The following is an 18,373-nucleotide window of genomic DNA, read 5'->3' on the forward strand; positions in this document are numbered from 1 at the left end:
CTGATTCGCCTTCTGAACGGCTTTTGTGCGTGCTTCGGTAGCGCGGCGGATGCGATTGCAGCGGATTGGACGCGATTGCGGCTTTCACGCATGCCTACGCGCCGCGCAGATTAAAATAATGCGACTAATCCGTTTTTTCCCGCCGCTTCTGGCAGCAATCGATCATGCGTTCATGGCGCCTCGACCGTCCCGTTTCGCAAGGGCAGCTGGATCTCAGCCGCGCGACGGGGCTCGTGTCGTCCATCGGCAGCGATGACTCGAACGCGCTCGCCGCCGAAGTGCTGAAGCTGCTCGGCGATATCGCCGCGATTTCGCAGTGCACGATCTTCGCGTATGAGTTCGGCAACCGGCCGCGCACGGTGTCGGTGGCGGATCATCGCGGCGGGCGCTTTCTGCGCGATGTCGCCGATACGTACGCGCGCCACTTCTATGCGCTCGACGGCAACCAGAAGATCGTCTCGTCGGCGCGCAACGACAGGCCTGGCTCGACGCTCGTGCTGCATCAGCAGACAAGCGACGACATTCTCAATGAAGCGTACCGGGCCGCATGCTATCAGCAGCCGAACGTGTCGGACCGCGTGTCGCTGCTCGTGCAGCCGACACCCGATATCTGGCTGTCGGTGAATCTGTATCGCGACCGCCGCTTCGGCAATTACCATCCTCGCGAAATCGCGTTGATCGAAGCGATGGCGCCGCTGATCGCGCACGCGGCGAAGCATCACTATGCGATCTGCGGGCAGCGCGACATGGCGATCTCGCATCTGATGCTCGCGCGCGTGCGGGGGCTCTGCCCCGAGCTGTCGAAGCGCGAGCTCGACGTGCTGACGGGCGTGCTCGAAGGACGCACCGCGCAGGAAATCGGCGACACGATGGGCATCAAGGCGACGAGCGTCGTCACGTATCAGAAGCGCGCGTTCCGGCGGCTAGGTATTTCGAGCCAGCGGCAGCTGTTTGCGCTGTGTGTCGGGCCGGGGAAGGTTTGAGGGTTTCGGCGCGCGTTTTCCACCGACCCGTCCGCGTTTTCCCCAGGCCCGCTCGGCGCCCGAAATGTACCCAATTTGAGGACAGACAGCGCAACGCCGCGCTCCATACTGCGACGCATCGCCACGGCCCGCCAATCGTTGAATAGCGAAGGTCCTTGAAGCGATTGCATCGGGCCGTTGGTGTCCGAGATAGCGTGACCCTCGGAGACATCAGTATGGAATCCACCTCGCGAGCCGGTGCATTGGATGCAACGCCGGCAACCCCCGCTCACCAAGCGCAGCCACAGTCCGTGATCGCCAAGGTATCGCGGCATCTGCTGTGGTTCCTGTCCGCGCTGTTCTTCTTCTCGTTCCTCGACCGTATCAACATCGGCTTCGCCGGCCTGACGATGATGAAGGACCTGGGGCTCACCAGCACGCAGTTCGGTCTCGCGACCACGCTCTTCTATGTCGCGTATATCGCGTGCGGCATTCCGAGCAATGTCGTGCTTGCGCGCGTCGGCGCGCGCCGATGGATCGGCACGATCATGATCGCGTGGGGACTCGCATCCACGGCGACGATGTTCGCGACCAGCCCCGGCACGCTGTACGTGCTGCGCGTGCTGGTCGGCGTGACGGAAGCGGGCTTCCTGCCGGGCATTCTGCTGTATCTGACCTACTGGTTCCCCGCTGCGTACCGTGCGCGCGCCAACGCGCTCTTCATGATCGCGATGCCCGTCACGGCCGCTGTCGGCTCGGCGCTGTCGGGCTTCATCCTCGGACTCGACGGCACGCTTGGACTGAAGGGCTGGCAGTGGCTCTTTCTCGTCGAAGGCCTGCCGTCGGCGATTCTCGGCCTCGTGGTCTACGCGTATCTGCACGACAGCCCGCAAGACGCGCACTGGCTCGACGCGGAAGAAAAGCGCACGCTCGCAGCGACGCTCGCCGCCGAGCACCGCAACGACCCGACCGCGCAAGCGCAATCGGGCCATGGCAAAAGCATCGTCAGCGAACTGCTGTCGCCCGCCGTCGTGAAGTTTGCGATCGCCTACTTCTGCCTCGTGAATACGCTCGCGATGGTCGCCGTCTGGACGCCGCTGATCGTGAAGAGCTTCAGCGCCGATGCGAGCAATCGCACGATCGGCCTGCTTGCGGCGATTCCGCAGGTGTGCACGATCGTCGCGATGATCTGGTGGGGCCGCCGTTCGGACCGCAAGCAGGAACGCAAGTGGCACCTGATGCTGCCGATGCTGTTCTCCGCCGCAGGCTGGCTGTGCACGGCCTGGTCGCCGAATCCGGCGCTGCGCATGCTCGGCGTGTGCCTCGCGTCGGCGGGTTCGTACACGGCGATGTCGATCTTCTGGACGACGCCCGATCATGCGCTGAGCTTTCGCGCGCGGGCCATCGGCATTGCCGTCATCAACGCGACGGGCAACATCAGCTCGGCGCTGAATCCGCTCGTGGTCGGCTGGCTGAAGGACGCGACGCGCAGCTTCTCTGCAGGGCTTTTGTATTCGGCGGCGCTGCTCGTGATCGGCGCAATCGTCGTGATGCTGTTGCCGATGGACAAACGCGAAGCGCCGCGCGCCGCCTGAAGGTATCGAACCTGGAGCATCCAATGAACAAGGCATTCAAACCCTATCCGTTCACCGCGAAGCAATACAAGGCGCGTGTGCCCGAACTGAAGCAGGGCGTGGACGCGAAGCGTCACGCCGTGACGATCGTCGGCGGCGGGCCCGTTGGCCTCGCCGTCGCGCTCGGTCTCGCGAATCATGGCGTGCGATCGGTGCTGATCGAAGCGGACGATTCCGTCTGCTACGGCAGCCGCGCGATCTGCATTTCGCGCCGCAGTCTGGAGATCATCGAGCGGCTCGGCGCCGTCGACGGCTTTCTGAAAACGGGCTTGCCGTGGACGGGCGGACGCAGCTTCTACCGCGAGACGGAAGTGCTGCACTTCACGATGCCGCAGGACGAAAACCAGAAGCTGCCGCCGATGGTCAACCTCGCGCAATATCACATCGAACAGTTCCTGCTCGATGCAGCGGAAAAGCGCGCCGATCTGATCGACATCCGCTGGCAGACGCGCGTGAAATCGATCGATGCGCGCGACGACGGCGCCACGCTGCAACTCACGACAGCCGATGGCGACTACGCGCTCGACACCGATTGGGTCGTCGCGTGCGACGGCGGACGCAGCACGATCCGCGAAGCACTCGGGCTGCAATTGCAGGGCACGAGCTACGAAGGGCGCTATGTGATCGTCGACATCGAACTCGATAGCGAGCGTCCGACGGAACGCCTCGCCTACTTCGATCCGTCGTCGAATCCGGGTTCGACCGTGCTCGTCCACAAGCAGCCCGACAACGTGTGGCGGATCGACTATCAACTGCGCGACGGCGAGGACGCTGAAGAGGCCGTGAAGCCTGAAAACGTGATGCCGCGCGTGCAAAGCCTGCTCGACATGATGGGCGAGAAGGGCGCATGGGCGCCCATCTGGATCACGATCTACAAGGCCAATGCACTGACGCTCGAACGTTACCGGCACAACCGCGTGATGTTCGCGGGCGATGCCGCGCACCTCGTGCCGATCTTCGGCGTGCGCGGCGCGAACTCGGGCATCGACGACGCGGACAACATCGCGTGGAAACTTGCGTTCGTCGTGAAGGGACTGGCATCGCCGGCGCTGCTCGATAGCTATTCCGATGAACGCGTCGCGGCGACGCACGAGAACCTTAGCTACGGCACGAAGAGCACGGAGTTCATGGCGCCGCCTTCGTTCGCGTTCGATCTGATGCGCCGGGCCGTGCTGAGTCTCGCCGTCAAACATCCGGGCGTGCGATCGCTGATCAATCCGCGGCAGACGTCGGCAATTACGTATGCTCAGTCGCCGCTCAACGTTGCAGATGGCGATGCGTTCGCCGCGGGCCCCGTGCCGGGTGCCGTGCTGTCCGAGTATCCCGTGACGATCGCGGAAGGCGGCCATGCGCGCGAGGCGCATCTGACCGATCTCGTCAGCCCGCGCTTCACCGCGCTGTGCTTCAGCGACGAGGGCGATGTGCCTGACGGTTTCAACGAGCTTGCCGAAACGATGCGTGAGCGCGGCGTGCCGTTCAGACTCGTGCCGCTGAGCGCGCGCCTGCATCCCGAGACCAACGGCGTGCACGCATGGGATCACACGGGCCGTCTGTTCGAGCGCTACGACGCAACGCCGGGCACCGTGTATCTCGTGCGTCCCGATGGCCACGTGCTGGGCCGCTGGCACAATGCGCGCGCCGCCGAAGTCGAAGCGGCGATCACGCGCGCGCTGTCCTGATCAACTGACTGAACGAATGGAGAACGCGATGACCGATGCAGAACTCGATGTCGTCTATACGCGGCTGTGCAAGACGATGACGCAACTCGGCGAGGCGCACGCGCCGCTGTTTCTCGCGCGCTTTGCGCTGCTGGCGATCCAGAAGGTCGACGATCCGGATGTGTCGCTGAGCCTGATCGATGCGGCGAGCGAAGGGATGGGAGATTAACGGCCGGCCCCGTTTTTGAGATCTTGAGCGGGGCCTCTTCAATACAATCGTGCCCGGTTGTTTCCCCAGTTCGGGGAGCATCCAGATCATTGGCAGTCCGGAAACACCAGGAGCACGATTGAATGAAATCAGTAGAAGCAACCGCGATTCAACTGGCGCAAGCCGCGCACGGCAAACGCAAATAGCATGGCCAGGGCAATACTGGCTGCGGCTTTTATCTGGGTGATCGGCGTGGAGATCGTGGCCTGGTGGTGCATCGACATGAGCACGCTCGGCGGCGAGGCGTTCTGGCCGGACGTCGTCTGGGGCGTGACACCCGTTTCGATTCTTGCCGGCATATGGGTCGGCCGCGCGGGAACTCGTGGGCGGCTGGACAGGCGCCCGGATAACTGAAACGTGCCGGCGAAGCATGTCGGCGAAGCGTTACGCTGCGGCATCCAGTGCCGGCCGCACGCCTCCTACTCCGGCTCGCCTTCCTCCCCTTCGTCGCGTTTGGCCAGTTCGCCGATCAGCGCATCGACGGCCACATACAGATCGTCGATGAGCTGCGTGCCAACCTGCCTTTCCAGCGCGCGATATTCGGCTTCCAGAAGCGGCGCCATCCGTTCGACGATCTCCGCGCTCTGCGCCGTCAGCGACACGCGCACGCGCCGCTGATCGTCTTCGAAACGCTCTTTCGTCACGTGACCGAGATCCTCCATGCGCGCGAGCACGCCGGCGAGACTCGGGCTCGAAATCGTGCAGAGCGCGCACAGCTGGCGCGGCTCCAGCGGCCCGTTTTCATGCAGCGCGCGAATGATGCGCCACTGCTGCTCGGTGAGCCCCTGCGCCGTCAGCAGAGGACGAAAGCGCGCCATCATCAGTTCGCGTGCGCGCAACAGGAGCATCGGCAGATTGCGATGCATCGGGCGCGGCTCGGGAGTGCGGGACCGGGTCATGAACGTCGACGTCGAAGCCAGAAAAGCGATTCGCTAGGATATAAGTAAAGCGGCCCGCGCGACAGTGGCAAAACCGGTTTTGATTTTTGACGCTGGCTGCAATCGTTGGACCGGCTGTCGCGTGACGTCGGCGGAAGTCGGGCTGTGCGATGCGAAAGCGCCAATCCGCCAGCGGTTCCGGGCATCCCCTGGATCTATATCCGCCGACTGCCTGGTCGGTTTATTCTGCGGGACTTCGCTGTTTTTCCCGGATAGCCTTGCGCGATCGGCCGCTCATCGTTATATTTTTTATAGCTAACGCCGAACGGCGGCGGCGCGATGTTTATCACATGAACTATCGCTGACTGACAACGTTGTCGATGAGCGACAGAAGCGAACGAAGGTCGACATCGGTGCGGCCATATTGATATAATTTTTATAACGATGAACCTGAGAGAGCTGGTGCAAACAGCAGTACATAAGGAGCGCGCTGTTCATTCACATACGCCGCAAGAGAACGGCGAATTGGACAGCAGCGCTCCATCCGCATGGCTGACGCGCTACCCGGCGTTTCGTGATGCGCTTCATCATGGCGCGACGCGTTTCGGCGCGTTGCCGCTGCCGGCGAAAATGGCGGCAATGCGGCGCACGCACGCCGACGCATCGAGTTATCGCGGCATCGCGCCGTATATCGATGATGTCGCGGCATCGTACGTCGAAATGTTCGCGCATCAGGTGGACGAAGCCGTGACGGGGCATCTCGCGGCGCAGTTCGGCGACGGCGACGACGCCAGGGCGGCGGCGCGCGCGCAACTGGAAGAGCTCGCGCGTGAGGCGCCCGTGATGCGCTATCCGGCAATCGCGCGGCCGCCGTGCCTGCTGTCGACGGGCAAGGCGGTCATCATGGAAGGCTGGATGCGCTACTTCTTCTACCGCGCGCGAGGCGATGCGACGATTCCGTTGCTGGCCGTCGACTGGCCGCGCTTCGACGCGCAGCTTCAGCGGTGCCGCGCTCAGGCTTCAGCTTGAACCCGGCTCGGCCGGTCGAGTGACATGGCGGCGCGGCAGCAGCGACAGCACGCCCTTGAGCGTATAGATGACGATCAGCGTGCCCGTCAGATCGCCGATCACCATCGCGAGAAAGCGCTCGACGATGTTTTGCGTATCGCCGCGCAGCACGAACCAGATGTGATGCAGCAGTGGGCTCGCAATCGAATACGCGAGCACGAGGATCAGCAGGCGTTTTGCTGTGAGATTCGCGAGCGACGCCTGCAAACCCCAGAGTTCGCGCGACAGGCGATAGACGCCGTATGGCGCCGCCGTCGCGATGATGCCGCCCGCGAGCGAGCGCACGATGTCGTTCGGAAAGAAGAACGCGAAGTTGACGATCCAGCTCGCGATCAGCAAGCCGAGCGCGCCGTCGGCGCCGAGCAGCAGCGTGCTCAGCAGGCGGATGCCCGCGGGCAGGTAGATCCAGTTCACGCCGCGCACGAATTGCGAGTGCGTGAAGATCTGCTCGTTTGCCCATAGCGAGAAGATGAACACGACGACCGTGCCCGTCACCGAATACAAGTGCAACTGAAAGCGTGACACCGTCGTAAAATCCGATTGTTGCTGTTGCAAACAGCCGCGATGATAGCCCATCCAGCTTTCCTGCAACCTGAACCCGAGCGCGCCCGGCAAGGCGCCGAACCGGAACTTCGTGCATGACGCGTCCCGCGGACATCTACCTTCGCTTCCTGCAACTGGCCGAAGCTTTGCGCGGCCTGCCGTCGTTGCCGTCGCTGGACCCGCTGGAAGAGAAGATCCTGGAACTGGTCGCGCGCGCGGGCCAGAGCAAGGAGCGCCTGTCCGTGCGCGACATGATGGCGAGAAGCGAACTGGGCTCGCCCGCGACGCTGCATGCGCGGCTCAAGTCGATGCGCGACAAGGGCTGGGTCATGCTCACGGATACGGAAGACACGCGCCGCAAGCAGATCGAACTCACACAGGCGGCGCTCAAGCACTTCGACAAGCTGTCGGAGTGTCTCGTGAAGGCGGCGAAGAGCCGCTAAAGCCACTGATCACCGATAGAGTTAATGGCGCGATGCGTTGCGCGAAAAAAGGAATCCGCGCTCGCACGAACGCGGATTCAAACGCACGCTTGAGCGGAGACTGCAAGCGGCTTGATCGTCGACAGACCTTGACGAGAAGAGCGCGGTCTTGAGTGCCTGACGTTGCGCGGTTGCGCGGCTCGCGCTCAGGCATGGTTATGCGCCGGATTGCGGCACGCGCCGAGCTGCACGTTCGAGTCGTTCCACGCCGAGCCCAAAATGATGCTGCAGAAGTTCAGGCGCTTGTATTCCGGGTCTTTCAGCGCGAGCACGTCGGCTTTCACGTTGCCGAACGTCGTCAGTGGCTTGTGCTTCGTGCCGGTCGCGAACGCTTCGATAATGTTCTCCTTGAAGCTCTCGCCGCGTGGATGCGCCGCCACGACCAGCTTGCGGTCCTCGGATGAGAACTCGTCATACGCGAGGCCCAGCACGTCCATCTCGACGCCCGCCGTCACCAGCGCGACCACGGGCTTCTTGTACTGCGGAATGCCAGGCGTCGTATGCAGCGCGATCGCGTCCCACACCATGTCGATGTCGTTTTCGTCGATGCCATAGCCTTGCAGGAAATTGCGCGCGGCATTCGCGCCGTCGACTTCGAAGCGATCGTGCTTGCTGCTGTACTTCTCCATCAGGCCCATGTCATGAAACATCGCGCCGATATACAGCAGCTCCGGGTCGTACTTCAGCTGCTTGCGCTCGCCCGTCAACGCGCCGAACAGAAACACGCGACGCGAATGGTGATAGAGCAGATCGGTTTCGGTGTCGCGCACGAGCTGCGTAGCTTCGCGTGCCAGCTTGCTGTCGGGAATCTTGATGCCTGCAATGATTTCGCTCATTTCGGGTTCTCCTGAACGTGTTCGGCGATGGCCGTTCGCATTGCCGATGCGTGCGAGCGGCGTGTGACCAAAGTGTAGGGAGAGCCCTTGCACGCGGCAAAAGCATTGATACGCGCGATGCTGCCAACCGCGCGCGGTTTTCTGCCAACGTCCGCCGATGGCGCTTCAGGTGAGGATTTTCGGGAGCTTCGCGCGCTTTCGAAGCCGATCACGCGTGCGTGTTTTACGCGTTCCTGTTCCGCGCGCGCACGGTGCGCGTGTACGACGCGATCATCGTCGCGAGTTCCTGCGCGGCGGGCGTGAGCGGCGCGGCGGCCCGCTGCAGCACGCACACCTGCTGCTCGCCCGCGCGCTCGCGCACGTCGATCGTGGTCAGCACGCGCGCAAACGGCCCGCGCTTCGTGACCACCGATGCCTCCAGCGACAGGCAATCCGTTTCGCTCACGAGATGCAGCGACTCGAACAGCCCTTCGACCGTCGCGACGATTGTCGGCGGCTTCAGCCGATGGCTGCTGAACAGATCGTTGAGCCGATGCGCTTGCGGATCGTCGGTGAGATTCGGCGAGCGCGTCGCGATCCACGCGCAGTCCGCGAGTTCGGCAAGCGACTTTACGTGGGCCTTCGGATGACCGCGCCGGCATACGACGACGGGATCGGACGCGTACAGCTTCGTGACGGAGAGATCGGTCGTATCGGTGTGCTTCGAAACCAGTGCGATCGCGAAATCGAGCGTGCCCTCGCGTATCCACGAAATCATCATGCGCGACGTGCCCGTCCGCATATGCACGGCGACGCGCGGGAAGCGCTCGCGGAACTCCGTCAGCACGGGCGCGCCCGCGTCGACCAGCGGCTCAGTCGTCATGCCGAACGTCACCTGCCCCGTGTACTCGCCGCGCAGTTGTTGCGCCTCATGTTCGGCGCGCGCGCATTCGCCGAGGATCGTCGCCGCGCGTTGCAGCATCCGTTGCCCGAGCGCGGTGAGCGCGATGCCGCGATTCGTGCGCGTGAAGAGCGTTGCGCCGAGCATCGCCTCGAGGTTCTGCAACTGCTGCGTGACGCCGCTCTGCGCGATGCCGAGCGCGCGCGACGCAGCGCGGATGCTGCCGTGCTCGGCGACGGCGGTGAATACGCGTAGCTGCGAAATGGTCAGGGGCATCGTCGAAGAGGGCAAATGCGGCGGGAAGTGCGCGTTCGGTAAAAGTGATCATGATAGACAGATTTGCACTTTTTCGGATCACGGCCGCGCCGTACGATCGAGCGCAACTGCTCCCTTCCGTCGCCTGACAGCCATGAAAAAGCCACTGTTGATCCTTTTGCTAGCCGCATTGGGTCTTGCAAGCCAAGGCGCATTCGCGCGCGATAACGACGCGATCCGCCTCGGCATCGACCCGACCTATCCGCCGATGGACTCGAAAGCGCCCGACGGCAGCCTGAAGGGCTTCGACGTCGATCTCGGCAATGAAATCTGCAAGCGCATTCATGCGCGCTGCGAGTGGGTCGAGCTGGAGTTCTCGGGCATGATCCCCGCGCTGCAGGCACGCAAGATCGACGCGATCATGTCGTCGATGGCGATCACCGCGAAGCGCGAGCAGCAGATTCTGTTTTCGTCGAAGCTGTTCCAGTTCAAGTCGCGTCTGGTCGCGCGGCAGGGCGCGGGGCTGAACGGTAGCGCGCCCGCGACGCTCGCCGGCAAGCAGATCGGCGTGCAATCGGGCACGCAGTTCGAGTCGTTCGCGCAGACGCATTGGGCGCCCGCAGGCGTGCACGTGGTCGCGTACAAGGGCCAGGACGAAGTGTTCAACGACCTGATCAATGGGCGTCTCGACGGCGCGCTGCTCGGCACCGTCGAAGCCGACTATGGCTTTCTGCGCACGCCGCAAGGCAAGGGCTTTGCGTTCGTCGGCGAGCCGCTGGACATGGGCGATCGCGGTGTCGGCATCGGACTGCGCAAGGACGAAACCGCGTTGCAGGCGTCGATCAACACGGCCATCGCGTCGATGTTGAAGGACGGTACGTACGCGCACATCGCGCACAAGTATTTCGATTTCGATCCGTATGGCAATTGACCCGAAACTGAGCTGCAACCGACCCCGCAACCGCCTCGGCAACTGACGCGCGGGTCATCCTTCAAGCGACCTACCGGTCACGCAAAAGTCACATGAACAGGCAATCGATTCCGCTTCTCTCGCCGGCCATCGGCACCTCGCGCGAACTCGTCGCGTTTCATTTCGGCCCGCAAGGCAGCGGGCAAAAAATCTACATTCAATCGTCGCTGCACGCGGACGAAACCCCCGCAATGCTGACGACGGTGCTGCTCAAACGACGTCTCATCGAACTCGAAGCGCAAGGGCTGCTGAACGCCGAAATCGTGCTCGTGCCCGTCGCGAATCCCGTTGGTCTCGGGCAACACGTGCTGGGCCAGTTTCTCGGCCGCTTCGAAGCGGGCAGCGGCAAGAACTTCAACCGGCATTTCATGCAGTTCACGACGCCGCTCGACCGCGCGAAAGACCGGCTTGGCGACGATGCGCAGGCGAATCGCAATCTGATTCGCGAACTCGTGCGTGAAGAGCTGGACGCGCAAAAGCCGCTCACCGAGTACGAGTCGCTGCAACTCGCGCTGCTGAAGCTCTCGTACGATGCGGACGTCGTGATCGATCTGCATTGCTCGCTCGAAGCCGTGATGCACGTCTACACGAGCGAGGCGGGGTGGCCGGAGATCGAGCCGCTCGCGCGCTATCTGCGTTCGCAAGCGTCGCTGCTCGCGACCGACTCGGGCGGCCAGGCATTCGACGAAACACACAGCCTGCTGTGGTGGCACCTGCAACAGCAGATGCCCGCAGGCAAGCCCATGCCGACGGGCACGGTTGCGGTGACGATCGAATGCCGGGGACAGCGCGACGTGTCATACGAAGTCGCGGAACGGGACGCGGATGCACTCGTCGACTATCTGACGTATCGCAACGCGATCGAGGGCCACGCGAAGCCGCTGCCCGAACTGCCGATGCCCGCGACGCCGCTGGCAGGCAGCGAGCAGTTCTATGCGCCCGTGAGCGGCATCCTTGTGCATCGGGCGAATATCGGCGACATGATCCGCGTCGGCGATCCGCTGTTCGATATCGTCGATCCGTTGACGGACGAGACCACGACTCTCACCAGCCACACGGAAGGCGTGTTCTACATGCGCCGCGCGATCCGTTTCGTGACGGCGGGCGCGCCGCTTGGCCGCGTGACGGGCACGCAGCCTGTCCGGACAGGCGTGCTGCTCGGCGCATGAAGGCGTGGGGCGCATGAGGTTGTCGGCGAGAGTGCCGAGTGAGTTGCCGGGCGAGGTTGCCCAGCCCTCGGGCGTGAGTTTAGGCGCATAAACTCGCCGTGCGAGGGACGGGCACGCGGCGCGAACCACTAGCCGCGCCGCGTGCCGAAGCACAACGTTAAGCCACGTTGAACCGCTCGGCGGGGACGCTGCGCGACAGGTTCGGGCCGAGTGCCGCGCGGGCCGATTCGAACGCCTGCCAGTCGGCGTAGTCGGGCAGCGACGGAATTGTCGCGAGTTCGCCGCGATCGAAGCCGACGAGCGACGCATCCACCATCTGTTCCGCCGACATCAGGATGCCTTGTTCTTCGAGCATCCCGATGGGCACGCCCGCGACATCGAAAAACTCGGTGCGCGTCGCGCCCGGCATCACGGCTTGCACCTTGACGCCCTTGCTCGCCAGTTCGTGATGCAGCGACTGCGTGAACGCGAGCACGAACGCCTTCGTGCCGCCGTAGACGCCGTTCAGCATCTCCGGCGCAATCGCCACGATTGACGCGATGTTGATGATGTTGCCGCCGCCGCGCGCGACGAACGCGGGCGCGACCGCGTAGGTGAGCCGCGTCAGCGCGACGACGTTCAGCTTGATCATCGATTCCATCGTATCGACGTCCGCATCCAGCAGCGGCGCGGCCGCGCCGAAGCCCGCGTTGTTGACCAGCATCGTGATGCTTGCGTCCGTGCGCAGCACGTTTTCGATGCGACGCATGTCGGCGTCGTCGTTCAGATCGGCGGTGACGATTTCGACCGAGCGGCCCGTTTCGTTCGTGATGCGGTTGGCCAGTTGTTCGAGACGCGCGCGGTTGCGGGCGACGACGATCAGATCGTAGCCACGGCGCGCGAGGCGGTCCGCGTATACGGCGCCGATGCCCGACGAGGCGCCCGTGACGACGGCCGTGCCAAGGCTTGAGTTCGAAGAATTCGGATTCGAAGAATTCGACATGACAATGCTCCTGAGGTGAGGGATGCAGTTCGACGTCGCGTCGGCTGCATGTCCGCAAGATTAGGTGCATACTCACATGGCCTCAATGTCATAGATGCCACCTTTTAGGACATCGCTGGAGTGAAGTCATGTTGCGCGTCGGAATCGTTCTGTTCCCCGGTTTTCAGGTGATGAATCTGGGCATGACGACGGTGTTCGAGTTCACCAACCGCGAGGTGAGCGAGCCGTTGTACGAGTTCGTGCTGCTCTCCGAGCGCGGCGGGCCGGTGCGCTGTTCGTCGGGCTTTACGGTGACGACCGAGCCTTTCGACGACAGCCGCTTCGACACGATTCTGATCGTCGGCGACAACGATCTGCTGCCATCGACGCCATCGCTGATCGAATTTCTCAAGCGCGCGGCGCCGTCCACGCGTCGCGTCGCGGCGGCGTGTACGGGCGCGTTCCATCTGGCCGAAGCTGGGCTGCTCGACGGACGGCGCGCCACGACGCACTGGTTTTACGCCGACGATCTGCGCAAGCGTTACCCGGCCGTGAAAGTCGAAGAGGACCGCATCTTCATCATCGACAACGACGTGTGGACGTCGGCGGGCATGACGGCATGCTTTGACCTCGCGCTCGCGTTCGTCGAGAAGGACGCGGGCGTCGAGCTCGCGCGCCATGTCGCGCGCAAGCTGGTGCTGTATCACCGGCGCGCGGGCGGGCAATCGCAGTTCTCCGCGCTGCTCGAACTGGAGCCGAAGTCCGATCGAATCCAGACGGCGCTCTCGTACGCGCGGCGCAATCTGCACACGCCGCTTTCTGTCGAGCAACTCGCGGACGCCGCGCATCTGAGCCCGCGCCAGTTCACGCGCGCGTTCAGGGAGGAGACGGGGCAGACGCCGGCGAAAGCGGTCGAGCGCTTGCGCGTCGAGGCGGCGCGCCTGATGCTCGAGACGGGGCGGCACGGCGTCGATGTGGTCGCGCGCGACACGGGCTTCGGCGACCGCGAGCGCATGCGCCGGGCGTTCTTGCGCGCGTACGGCCAGCCGCCGCAGGCGATTCAACGGATGACGCGGGGGATCGATTGATGAGATCGAGCCGCGACCGATATGACGGCCGTTTTCACCTCGCCGTTGCCTGACCGCTGATTCCCAAGCATAAGAATACGGCCTGACCCAACGCGCATTCTTCTGACGCGAACCGACAACGCCGATACCGCAAAAGTCAGATGTATCGGTCGCGTGCCTGTATCATTCGCCGTTTCTCCGGCTGCTGCCGATGACGGCTGCCACGGACCCGTTGCATTCGCTGGCACGGCGCACGGCCGCCGTGGATGCCGCTGGTCCGCCCGGCTTTACGCCATCGCCCGACCGCTCCCGATGTCACCGCCCATGGCCCCGCAAGAGGGCCCAACTCCATGCTGCAAGCTCGCAAACTGCCCGTTCATCTTTCCCCGAACTACAGGCCCGACGTGGACGGTCTTCGCGCCGTCGCCGTCCTTGCCGTCATGTTGTGTCACGCCGGCTACGCAACCTTCGCGGGCGGATTTACCGGCGTCGACGTCTTCTTCACGATATCCGGTTTCGTCGTCACGACCTCGCTGCTCGGCGATCTGTCGCGGGGCGCGTTTTCGTTCAAGGGGTTTTATGCGCGCCGCGCCAGGCGCCTCGCCCCGGCTCTGTACGTGATGCTGGCTGCTACGTTCGCATTCAGCCTGCTCTTTGCGTTTCCCGAGGACAGCTTCCACCTCGCGAAAAACATACTCGCCGTCGCCACGATGACGTCGAACATCTTTCTGTCCCGGCAGACGGGCTATTTCGATGCAAAGGCAGCGGATCAACCGCTGTTGCACACGTGGTCGCTGTCGGTCGAAGAACAGTTTTACGTCGTTCTGCCGTTGCTGCTTTTCTGGCTGCACCGAAAAGCTCGCCGCTGGCTGGCGCCCGCTATTGCGCTGCTCACGGCTGCATCGTTCGGATGGGCCATCGCCGCGGCACACAAGGCGACGCCGGGCGCGTACTACTTCGCGCAATACCGGGCCTTCGAATTTCTCGTCGGCACACTGCTCGCGCTGCGCGAGTTCGACCGCGAGCCTTCGAAGTCGCGATTGTTCGATGTGGTGTTTGTCGCTGGCCTCGGCATCGTGCTGTCGGGCGTGTTCGGCCTCAGCGTGACAGCGCAGTTTCCCGGCGCTGGCGCGATCGTGCCGTGCGGCGGCGCGCTGCTCGTCATCTACGCGGGCCGGCGGGCGATCGCGCTGCAACGCATGCTTGGAAACCCGGCTGCCGTGTTCGTCGGCCGCATCTCGTATCCGCTGTATCTGTGGCATTGGCCGGTCTATTTCGCCTTTCGGCGGCTGGAACTCGCTTCGGCGGAAGGTTACGCAGCGGCTATCGCCATCGCGTTTGTGTTGTCAGTGCTCACCTATCGCTATGTCGAGGGCGTTGCGCGCCGCTCGCTGATGCCTGCACGCCGGGCGCTGCTCGCTTTCCTGCTGATGCCACTCGTCGTGTCGGGAGCGCTGGCCGGCACGGGCAAGTTGACGGACGGGTTTCTCTTTGCCTATCCGGCCCGCATTCAAGATGACGTGCGCTGGTCCGGCGACGCGCTGTTCGACCTGCCGCGAGGCAAGAAATGCTGGTCGCAAGTTGCGATCACGGACAAGGCGACGTGTACGCTCGGGGACCCGGCATCGAACGACAAGGCCATGCTGTGGGGCGATTCGCACGCGTACCACCTCGTCTATTTTCTCGACGAGCTCGGCAAGCAGAAGCACATGGCGATCCACGACGTTGCGTTCACACTGTGTCCGCCAATCGGGAACGAGCCGCCGGAGCCCGGCGATATCAGCTATCTCCAGGACCATCGGCGTTGTGTCGAGCATGACAGGCTGGTCATGAACTACGCGCTGTCGAGAGAGGATATCCGGACGGTATTCATGGCGGCTGCGTGGCAAAACTATCAGAACCTGTCGATGGACCCCGCCGCGCGTCCGAACGGTCACGGCTTCGTGCCGGGTCAACTGGAGAGCGAACTTGGCAACACCATCGCCAGTTTGTCCGCTGCCGGCAAACACGTGGTCCTGATGGACGACGTGCCGATGATTCCGATGGAGCTGATCAACTGCAGATTCAACAACGATCTGCTTTTCCCCGTCCATCGTCATGCGTGCCAGTTCGACGCGTCGATCGCGCGCGAGCAGCACGCGCCGATCAAGGCGATGCTGCATCGTCTGAAGGAGAAGTACCCGCAAATCGACATCATGCACACGTACGACGTGCCGTGTACGGCCACGACCTGCTCGTTGAGCTTCGATGGTCTGCCGATCTACCGGTTCGACGACTACCACCATTTGAGCGCGGCCGGCAGCAGGCTTCTGTTTCCGAAGTACATGGCGCGACATCCCGGCGAACTGGATGCGATTTTGAGCAGGGCGGCTGTGCAATAAGGAGGGGCTTGCAGCGGGATCGCTCGAAAGGCGAAAGGTGCGGTGGATGGCCTGACGCGCCGCTTCTCACTAGCCACTGTTCATGCGAAGAAACGAGCGGCGCGCCATCGCGCTGGCCCACCATCAAGCCACCTAACCTCACGCGCGCCGCTGCGCAATCACAGCCCGCGGCGCGCGCACTCCAGCCATTCAGATCGTCAGCTTCGAGACCTTGGTGCCCGCGAGCGACACGTCGGCCATCAGCCCGGAGTTCGTCATCACGATGGCTTCGACGGGCGCGGTTGCCGTCGACGTATCGATTGCGCCGTTCGCTCCCACCTTGATCAGCGCGACCGATGCGTCCGCGCCCGCGGACCAGCCCTTCGAGTTCTGGAACGTGTCCAGCGCGTCCTGTGTCATGAACAGGAAGATGAGCGCCTTCGACTGCGCGCCCGCCGTGAGGCCGAACGATCCGGAGACCGTGCTGTAGTAGCCCGCCGTGCTGCCGCCGACACGCAGCGCACCCTCGCCATACTGCCCGCCGACGACGAACCCGACCTGAAGCACGGAAGGGAACACGAGCACGCCGCGCGCTTTCGCCACCAGTTCGCGTGAGCCCTGCACGCTCGTATAGAGCTTCGCCATCGTGCCGTCGACGCTCGCATCGATCGACTGGCGCTTGGACATGTCCGTAGCGGCCGACTCCCCGCTACTCGTGGTGGTGCTGCAACCCGACAGCAACAGACCGCCGTACGCGAGGGCAGCAACACTTGCTGTTACGAAGTGTCTTCTTTGCATTGTCGTTCTCCGTGTATGAAGCGTTGAGGGAAATGCACATCTGCACGCGCGATTGCACGTAACACGCAACACGCGACACGCCACGCGTCGCGGCATGCGTTTGCGATCACGCGCGTCCTCCCGATCTCAAGCGCTCGACCCTCGTAGCGTTGGCATGACGATCGGGAACAGTAGATCGAAGTGGTCCATCAGCGAAGGATGTTCGGGTGCGTACACATACGGAAACCCGACAGCCGCGCTGTTTCAACCAATATCAGAAATGCGCGGAAGTTGCGAAAAACAGTCGCGTGAATAGCGCCAAAGAGACCTGTGACGATGGGCGATTCTTCATGAGGTAGTGCCAGCGTGTCGCGACGCGAAACGCGATGCGCGATCGTTTCCGTGGGCGAGCCACCGGAAACGAAAATCGCCGCGTGGCAGCGGCGATTTCGATTCCGACCTATGCAGCGAACCCGCGCTTGCGACTACTGCGACTACTGCGGCGACGCAGTTGCGCCCGATGCCGGCGACGCTGCAATCGCGGGCGTGCTATCGAGTGCGGTTGTTTGGTGCGCGGGCATCATCGGGACGGTGGGGACGAGGGGTGTCAGGGGCGTGATGGGAGCCGCAACCTGCGCCGCGGGTGTCGCGGGCAATGCCGGAGTCGTGGGGCTTGTCGATGCTGCCGGTGTTGCAGTTGCCGCCGCTTGCGCTTGCGCCGCAGGCATGATGACGGGCGCTGCGTTGCCGCCCAGCTTCGCGGGCATCGGCGTGACGACGAGCGCGGGCGGAGCGGGGGGCATCGGCAGCGGCGTGGCGCTGATCGTATCGCCGGGCACGGGCGAACTGCGCACCACGCTCGCCAGATAGTGGCCGACAAGATCGAAGAAGCCGTTATAGAACTTGCCCGACTGGATCGTTTCGCTGGAGATTTTCACCATCGCGTCGCTGTTCGAGCGGATAGGCAGCGACAGCGAGCCGAGCACGCTCAGCCCCACGCTCGCCGACGTATCGCTCTTCTTCAGCGCATAGCCGCTCTGCACCGCGTTCGCATAGACGATGCTGCTGTTCGTCGCATCGTCGCCCGACGTGCAGACGATATGAAATTCCACGGTGAAATGCGAGTCGCTGGCGGGCTGGAAATTTTTGCTCGCGTCGACGGTATCGGGGCGCACCAGCGTCGTCATGTAGCCCTGGCTCAGCAGCGCGCGGCGCGCGCCTTCGCAGGCTTCAGTGCTTCCCACCTGGAACGTGCGGGTATAGGGACTCGCGCTGCTGTTGACGAAGTCTTCCTGAAGCTTCGCCTTGGGCGGCGTCGAACACGCGGCGAGCACGGCAAGCGCGGGCAGGGTCAGAGCGAGAGCGACTCGGGACGGGCGGCTGGACATGGCGAAAAAAGCGAACTACGAGACGTCGGACGGCAAGCATTGTAGTGCGGTTTCGGCCAGGCCGTTATTACGGACGGCGACGGTCGTGCGGGACGCAACATATGTCGCCGCATCGGGCGGCAGACGCCGCACCGCGCGTAAAACGGGGCGCGGACGCCAGCCCGCGCCGCACAAGGGTCGTGAGCACGGCGGGAACGCTTTCATCAGCGCATGACGA

The 18,373-nt window shown here is 63.5% G+C and carries 18 protein-coding genes; 11 read left to right on the forward strand and 7 right to left on the reverse strand.

What is annotated here, in order from left to right; all coding sequences use genetic code 11:
• The first annotated feature begins 164 nt into the window (after positions 1-164).
• The 5 genes from AABE10_RS02265 (at position 165) to AABE10_RS02285 (ending at position 4,876) form a co-directional block, all read left to right on the forward strand.
• Entirely contained in the window at positions 165-983 is an 819-nt protein-coding gene (locus tag AABE10_RS02265) for a helix-turn-helix transcriptional regulator (protein ID WP_090863685.1), read from the forward strand.
• Between the two features lie 215 nt (positions 984-1,198).
• Positions 1,199-2,557 (forward strand): MFS transporter, encoded by a 1,359-nt coding sequence (locus AABE10_RS02270; RefSeq protein WP_342931665.1) that lies wholly within the window; start codon positions 1,199-1,201, stop codon positions 2,555-2,557.
• 23 nt (positions 2,558-2,580) lie between these two features.
• Complete coding sequence (locus AABE10_RS02275) at positions 2,581-4,275, forward strand: FAD-dependent oxidoreductase (RefSeq protein ID WP_342931666.1); 1,695 nt, start codon at positions 2,581-2,583, stop codon at positions 4,273-4,275.
• Between the two features lie 28 nt (positions 4,276-4,303).
• Entirely contained in the window at positions 4,304-4,483 is a 180-nt protein-coding gene (locus AABE10_RS02280; protein ID WP_090864302.1) for a hypothetical protein, read from the forward strand.
• A gap of 186 nt (positions 4,484-4,669) precedes the next feature.
• Entirely contained in the window at positions 4,670-4,876 is a 207-nt protein-coding gene (locus AABE10_RS02285; RefSeq protein ID WP_342931667.1) for a hypothetical protein, read from the forward strand.
• Between the two features lie 65 nt (positions 4,877-4,941).
• Here the strand turns inward: AABE10_RS02285 and hpaR are convergent, their stop codons facing one another.
• A complete protein-coding gene (gene hpaR, locus AABE10_RS02290; protein WP_342931668.1) occupies positions 4,942-5,421 on the reverse strand; it encodes a homoprotocatechuate degradation operon regulator HpaR in 480 nt (159 codons plus the stop codon).
• A 504-nt stretch (positions 5,422-5,925) separates the two neighbouring features.
• On the opposite strand from hpaR, the gene AABE10_RS02295 reads away from it, so the two are divergent.
• On the forward strand, positions 5,926-6,429 hold the full coding sequence (locus tag AABE10_RS02295; RefSeq protein ID WP_342931669.1) for a hypothetical protein: 504 nt from the start codon (positions 5,926-5,928) through the stop codon (positions 6,427-6,429).
• Here AABE10_RS02295 and AABE10_RS02300 read toward each other — a convergent pair.
• Positions 6,421-6,993: a hypothetical protein gene (locus AABE10_RS02300; protein ID WP_342932237.1), complete on the reverse strand. Its 573-nt coding sequence runs from the start codon at positions 6,991-6,993 to the stop codon at positions 6,421-6,423. The genes AABE10_RS02295 and AABE10_RS02300 overlap by 9 nt on opposite strands.
• A gap of 113 nt (positions 6,994-7,106) precedes the next feature.
• Between AABE10_RS02300 and AABE10_RS02305 the strand changes: the two genes are divergently transcribed.
• Positions 7,107-7,454 (forward strand): winged helix-turn-helix domain-containing protein, encoded by a 348-nt coding sequence (locus AABE10_RS02305; RefSeq protein WP_342931670.1) that lies wholly within the window; start codon positions 7,107-7,109, stop codon positions 7,452-7,454.
• Positions 7,455-7,639: 185 nt separating this feature from the next.
• On the opposite strand, the gene AABE10_RS02310 is transcribed toward AABE10_RS02305, so the two are convergent.
• Together AABE10_RS02310 and AABE10_RS02315 are read right to left on the reverse strand one after the other, a co-directional pair.
• Positions 7,640-8,329, reverse strand: a complete 690-nt coding sequence (locus tag AABE10_RS02310) for an HD domain-containing protein (RefSeq protein WP_342931671.1) — start codon at positions 8,327-8,329, stop codon at positions 7,640-7,642.
• 223 nt (positions 8,330-8,552) lie between these two features.
• Complete coding sequence (locus AABE10_RS02315; protein ID WP_342931672.1) at positions 8,553-9,485, reverse strand: LysR substrate-binding domain-containing protein; 933 nt, start codon at positions 9,483-9,485, stop codon at positions 8,553-8,555.
• A 133-nt stretch (positions 9,486-9,618) separates the two neighbouring features.
• On the opposite strand from AABE10_RS02315, the gene AABE10_RS02320 reads away from it, so the two are divergent.
• On the forward strand, positions 9,619-10,395 hold the full coding sequence (locus AABE10_RS02320; RefSeq protein WP_342931673.1) for a transporter substrate-binding domain-containing protein: 777 nt from the start codon (positions 9,619-9,621) through the stop codon (positions 10,393-10,395).
• 92 nt (positions 10,396-10,487) lie between these two features.
• Positions 10,488-11,603, forward strand: coding sequence for a succinylglutamate desuccinylase/aspartoacylase family protein (locus AABE10_RS02325; RefSeq protein ID WP_342931674.1), 1,116 nt, complete (start codon positions 10,488-10,490; stop codon positions 11,601-11,603).
• Positions 11,604-11,760: 157 nt separating this feature from the next.
• Here AABE10_RS02325 and AABE10_RS02330 read toward each other — a convergent pair whose 3' ends face one another.
• Positions 11,761-12,585 carry an SDR family oxidoreductase gene (locus AABE10_RS02330; protein WP_342931675.1) on the reverse strand — a complete coding sequence of 275 codons (825 nt, stop codon included), beginning with the start codon at positions 12,583-12,585 and terminating at the stop codon, positions 11,761-11,763.
• Positions 12,586-12,713: 128 nt separating this feature from the next.
• On the opposite strand from AABE10_RS02330, the gene AABE10_RS02335 reads away from it, so the two are divergent.
• Both AABE10_RS02335 and AABE10_RS02340 read left to right on the forward strand, forming a co-directional pair.
• Positions 12,714-13,652, forward strand: a complete 939-nt coding sequence (locus AABE10_RS02335; protein ID WP_342931676.1) for a GlxA family transcriptional regulator — start codon at positions 12,714-12,716, stop codon at positions 13,650-13,652.
• A gap of 329 nt (positions 13,653-13,981) precedes the next feature.
• Positions 13,982-16,012 (forward strand): acyltransferase family protein, encoded by a 2,031-nt coding sequence (locus tag AABE10_RS02340; RefSeq protein WP_342931677.1) that lies wholly within the window; start codon positions 13,982-13,984, stop codon positions 16,010-16,012.
• Between the two features lie 189 nt (positions 16,013-16,201).
• On the opposite strand, the gene AABE10_RS02345 is transcribed toward AABE10_RS02340, so the two are convergent.
• Both AABE10_RS02345 and AABE10_RS02350 read right to left on the reverse strand, forming a co-directional pair.
• Positions 16,202-16,789 carry a BPSL1445 family SYLF domain-containing lipoprotein gene (locus AABE10_RS02345; protein WP_342931678.1) on the reverse strand — a complete coding sequence of 196 codons (588 nt, stop codon included), beginning with the start codon at positions 16,787-16,789 and terminating at the stop codon, positions 16,202-16,204.
• 473 nt (positions 16,790-17,262) lie between these two features.
• Entirely contained in the window at positions 17,263-18,156 is an 894-nt protein-coding gene (locus AABE10_RS02350) for a DUF2242 domain-containing protein (protein ID WP_342931679.1), read from the reverse strand.
• Between the last annotated feature and the right edge of the window lie 217 nt (positions 18,157-18,373).

Source organism: Paraburkholderia diazotrophica (assembly GCF_038900755.1).
Classification (GTDB): domain Bacteria; phylum Pseudomonadota; class Gammaproteobacteria; order Burkholderiales; family Burkholderiaceae; genus Paraburkholderia; species Paraburkholderia diazotrophica_A.

Bases quoted from the DNA above. Each gene is read 5' to 3' on its own strand.
- AABE10_RS02265 (WP_090863685.1), top strand. From the start codon at position 165: ATGCGTTCATGGCGCCTCGACCGTCCCGTTTCGCAAGGGCAGCTGGAT.
- AABE10_RS02270 (WP_342931665.1), top strand. From the start codon at position 1,199: ATGGAATCCACCTCGCGAGCCGGTGCATTGGATGCAACGCCGGCAACC.
- AABE10_RS02275 (WP_342931666.1), top strand. From the start codon at position 2,581: ATGAACAAGGCATTCAAACCCTATCCGTTCACCGCGAAGCAATACAAG.
- AABE10_RS02280 (WP_090864302.1), top strand. From the start codon at position 4,304: ATGACCGATGCAGAACTCGATGTCGTCTATACGCGGCTGTGCAAGACG.
- AABE10_RS02285 (WP_342931667.1), top strand. From the start codon at position 4,670: ATGGCCAGGGCAATACTGGCTGCGGCTTTTATCTGGGTGATCGGCGTG.
- hpaR (WP_342931668.1), bottom strand. From the start codon at position 5,421: ATGACCCGGTCCCGCACTCCCGAGCCGCGCCCGATGCATCGCAATCTG.
- AABE10_RS02305 (WP_342931670.1), top strand. From the start codon at position 7,107: ATGACGCGTCCCGCGGACATCTACCTTCGCTTCCTGCAACTGGCCGAA.
- AABE10_RS02310 (WP_342931671.1), bottom strand. From the start codon at position 8,329: ATGAGCGAAATCATTGCAGGCATCAAGATTCCCGACAGCAAGCTGGCA.
- AABE10_RS02315 (WP_342931672.1), bottom strand. From the start codon at position 9,485: ATGCCCCTGACCATTTCGCAGCTACGCGTATTCACCGCCGTCGCCGAG.
- AABE10_RS02320 (WP_342931673.1), top strand. From the start codon at position 9,619: ATGAAAAAGCCACTGTTGATCCTTTTGCTAGCCGCATTGGGTCTTGCA.
- AABE10_RS02325 (WP_342931674.1), top strand. From the start codon at position 10,488: ATGAACAGGCAATCGATTCCGCTTCTCTCGCCGGCCATCGGCACCTCG.
- AABE10_RS02330 (WP_342931675.1), bottom strand. From the start codon at position 12,585: ATGTCGAATTCTTCGAATCCGAATTCTTCGAACTCAAGCCTTGGCACG.
- AABE10_RS02335 (WP_342931676.1), top strand. From the start codon at position 12,714: ATGTTGCGCGTCGGAATCGTTCTGTTCCCCGGTTTTCAGGTGATGAAT.
- AABE10_RS02340 (WP_342931677.1), top strand. From the start codon at position 13,982: ATGCTGCAAGCTCGCAAACTGCCCGTTCATCTTTCCCCGAACTACAGG.
- AABE10_RS02345 (WP_342931678.1), bottom strand. From the start codon at position 16,789: ATGCAAAGAAGACACTTCGTAACAGCAAGTGTTGCTGCCCTCGCGTAC.
- AABE10_RS02350 (WP_342931679.1), bottom strand. From the start codon at position 18,156: ATGTCCAGCCGCCCGTCCCGAGTCGCTCTCGCTCTGACCCTGCCCGCG.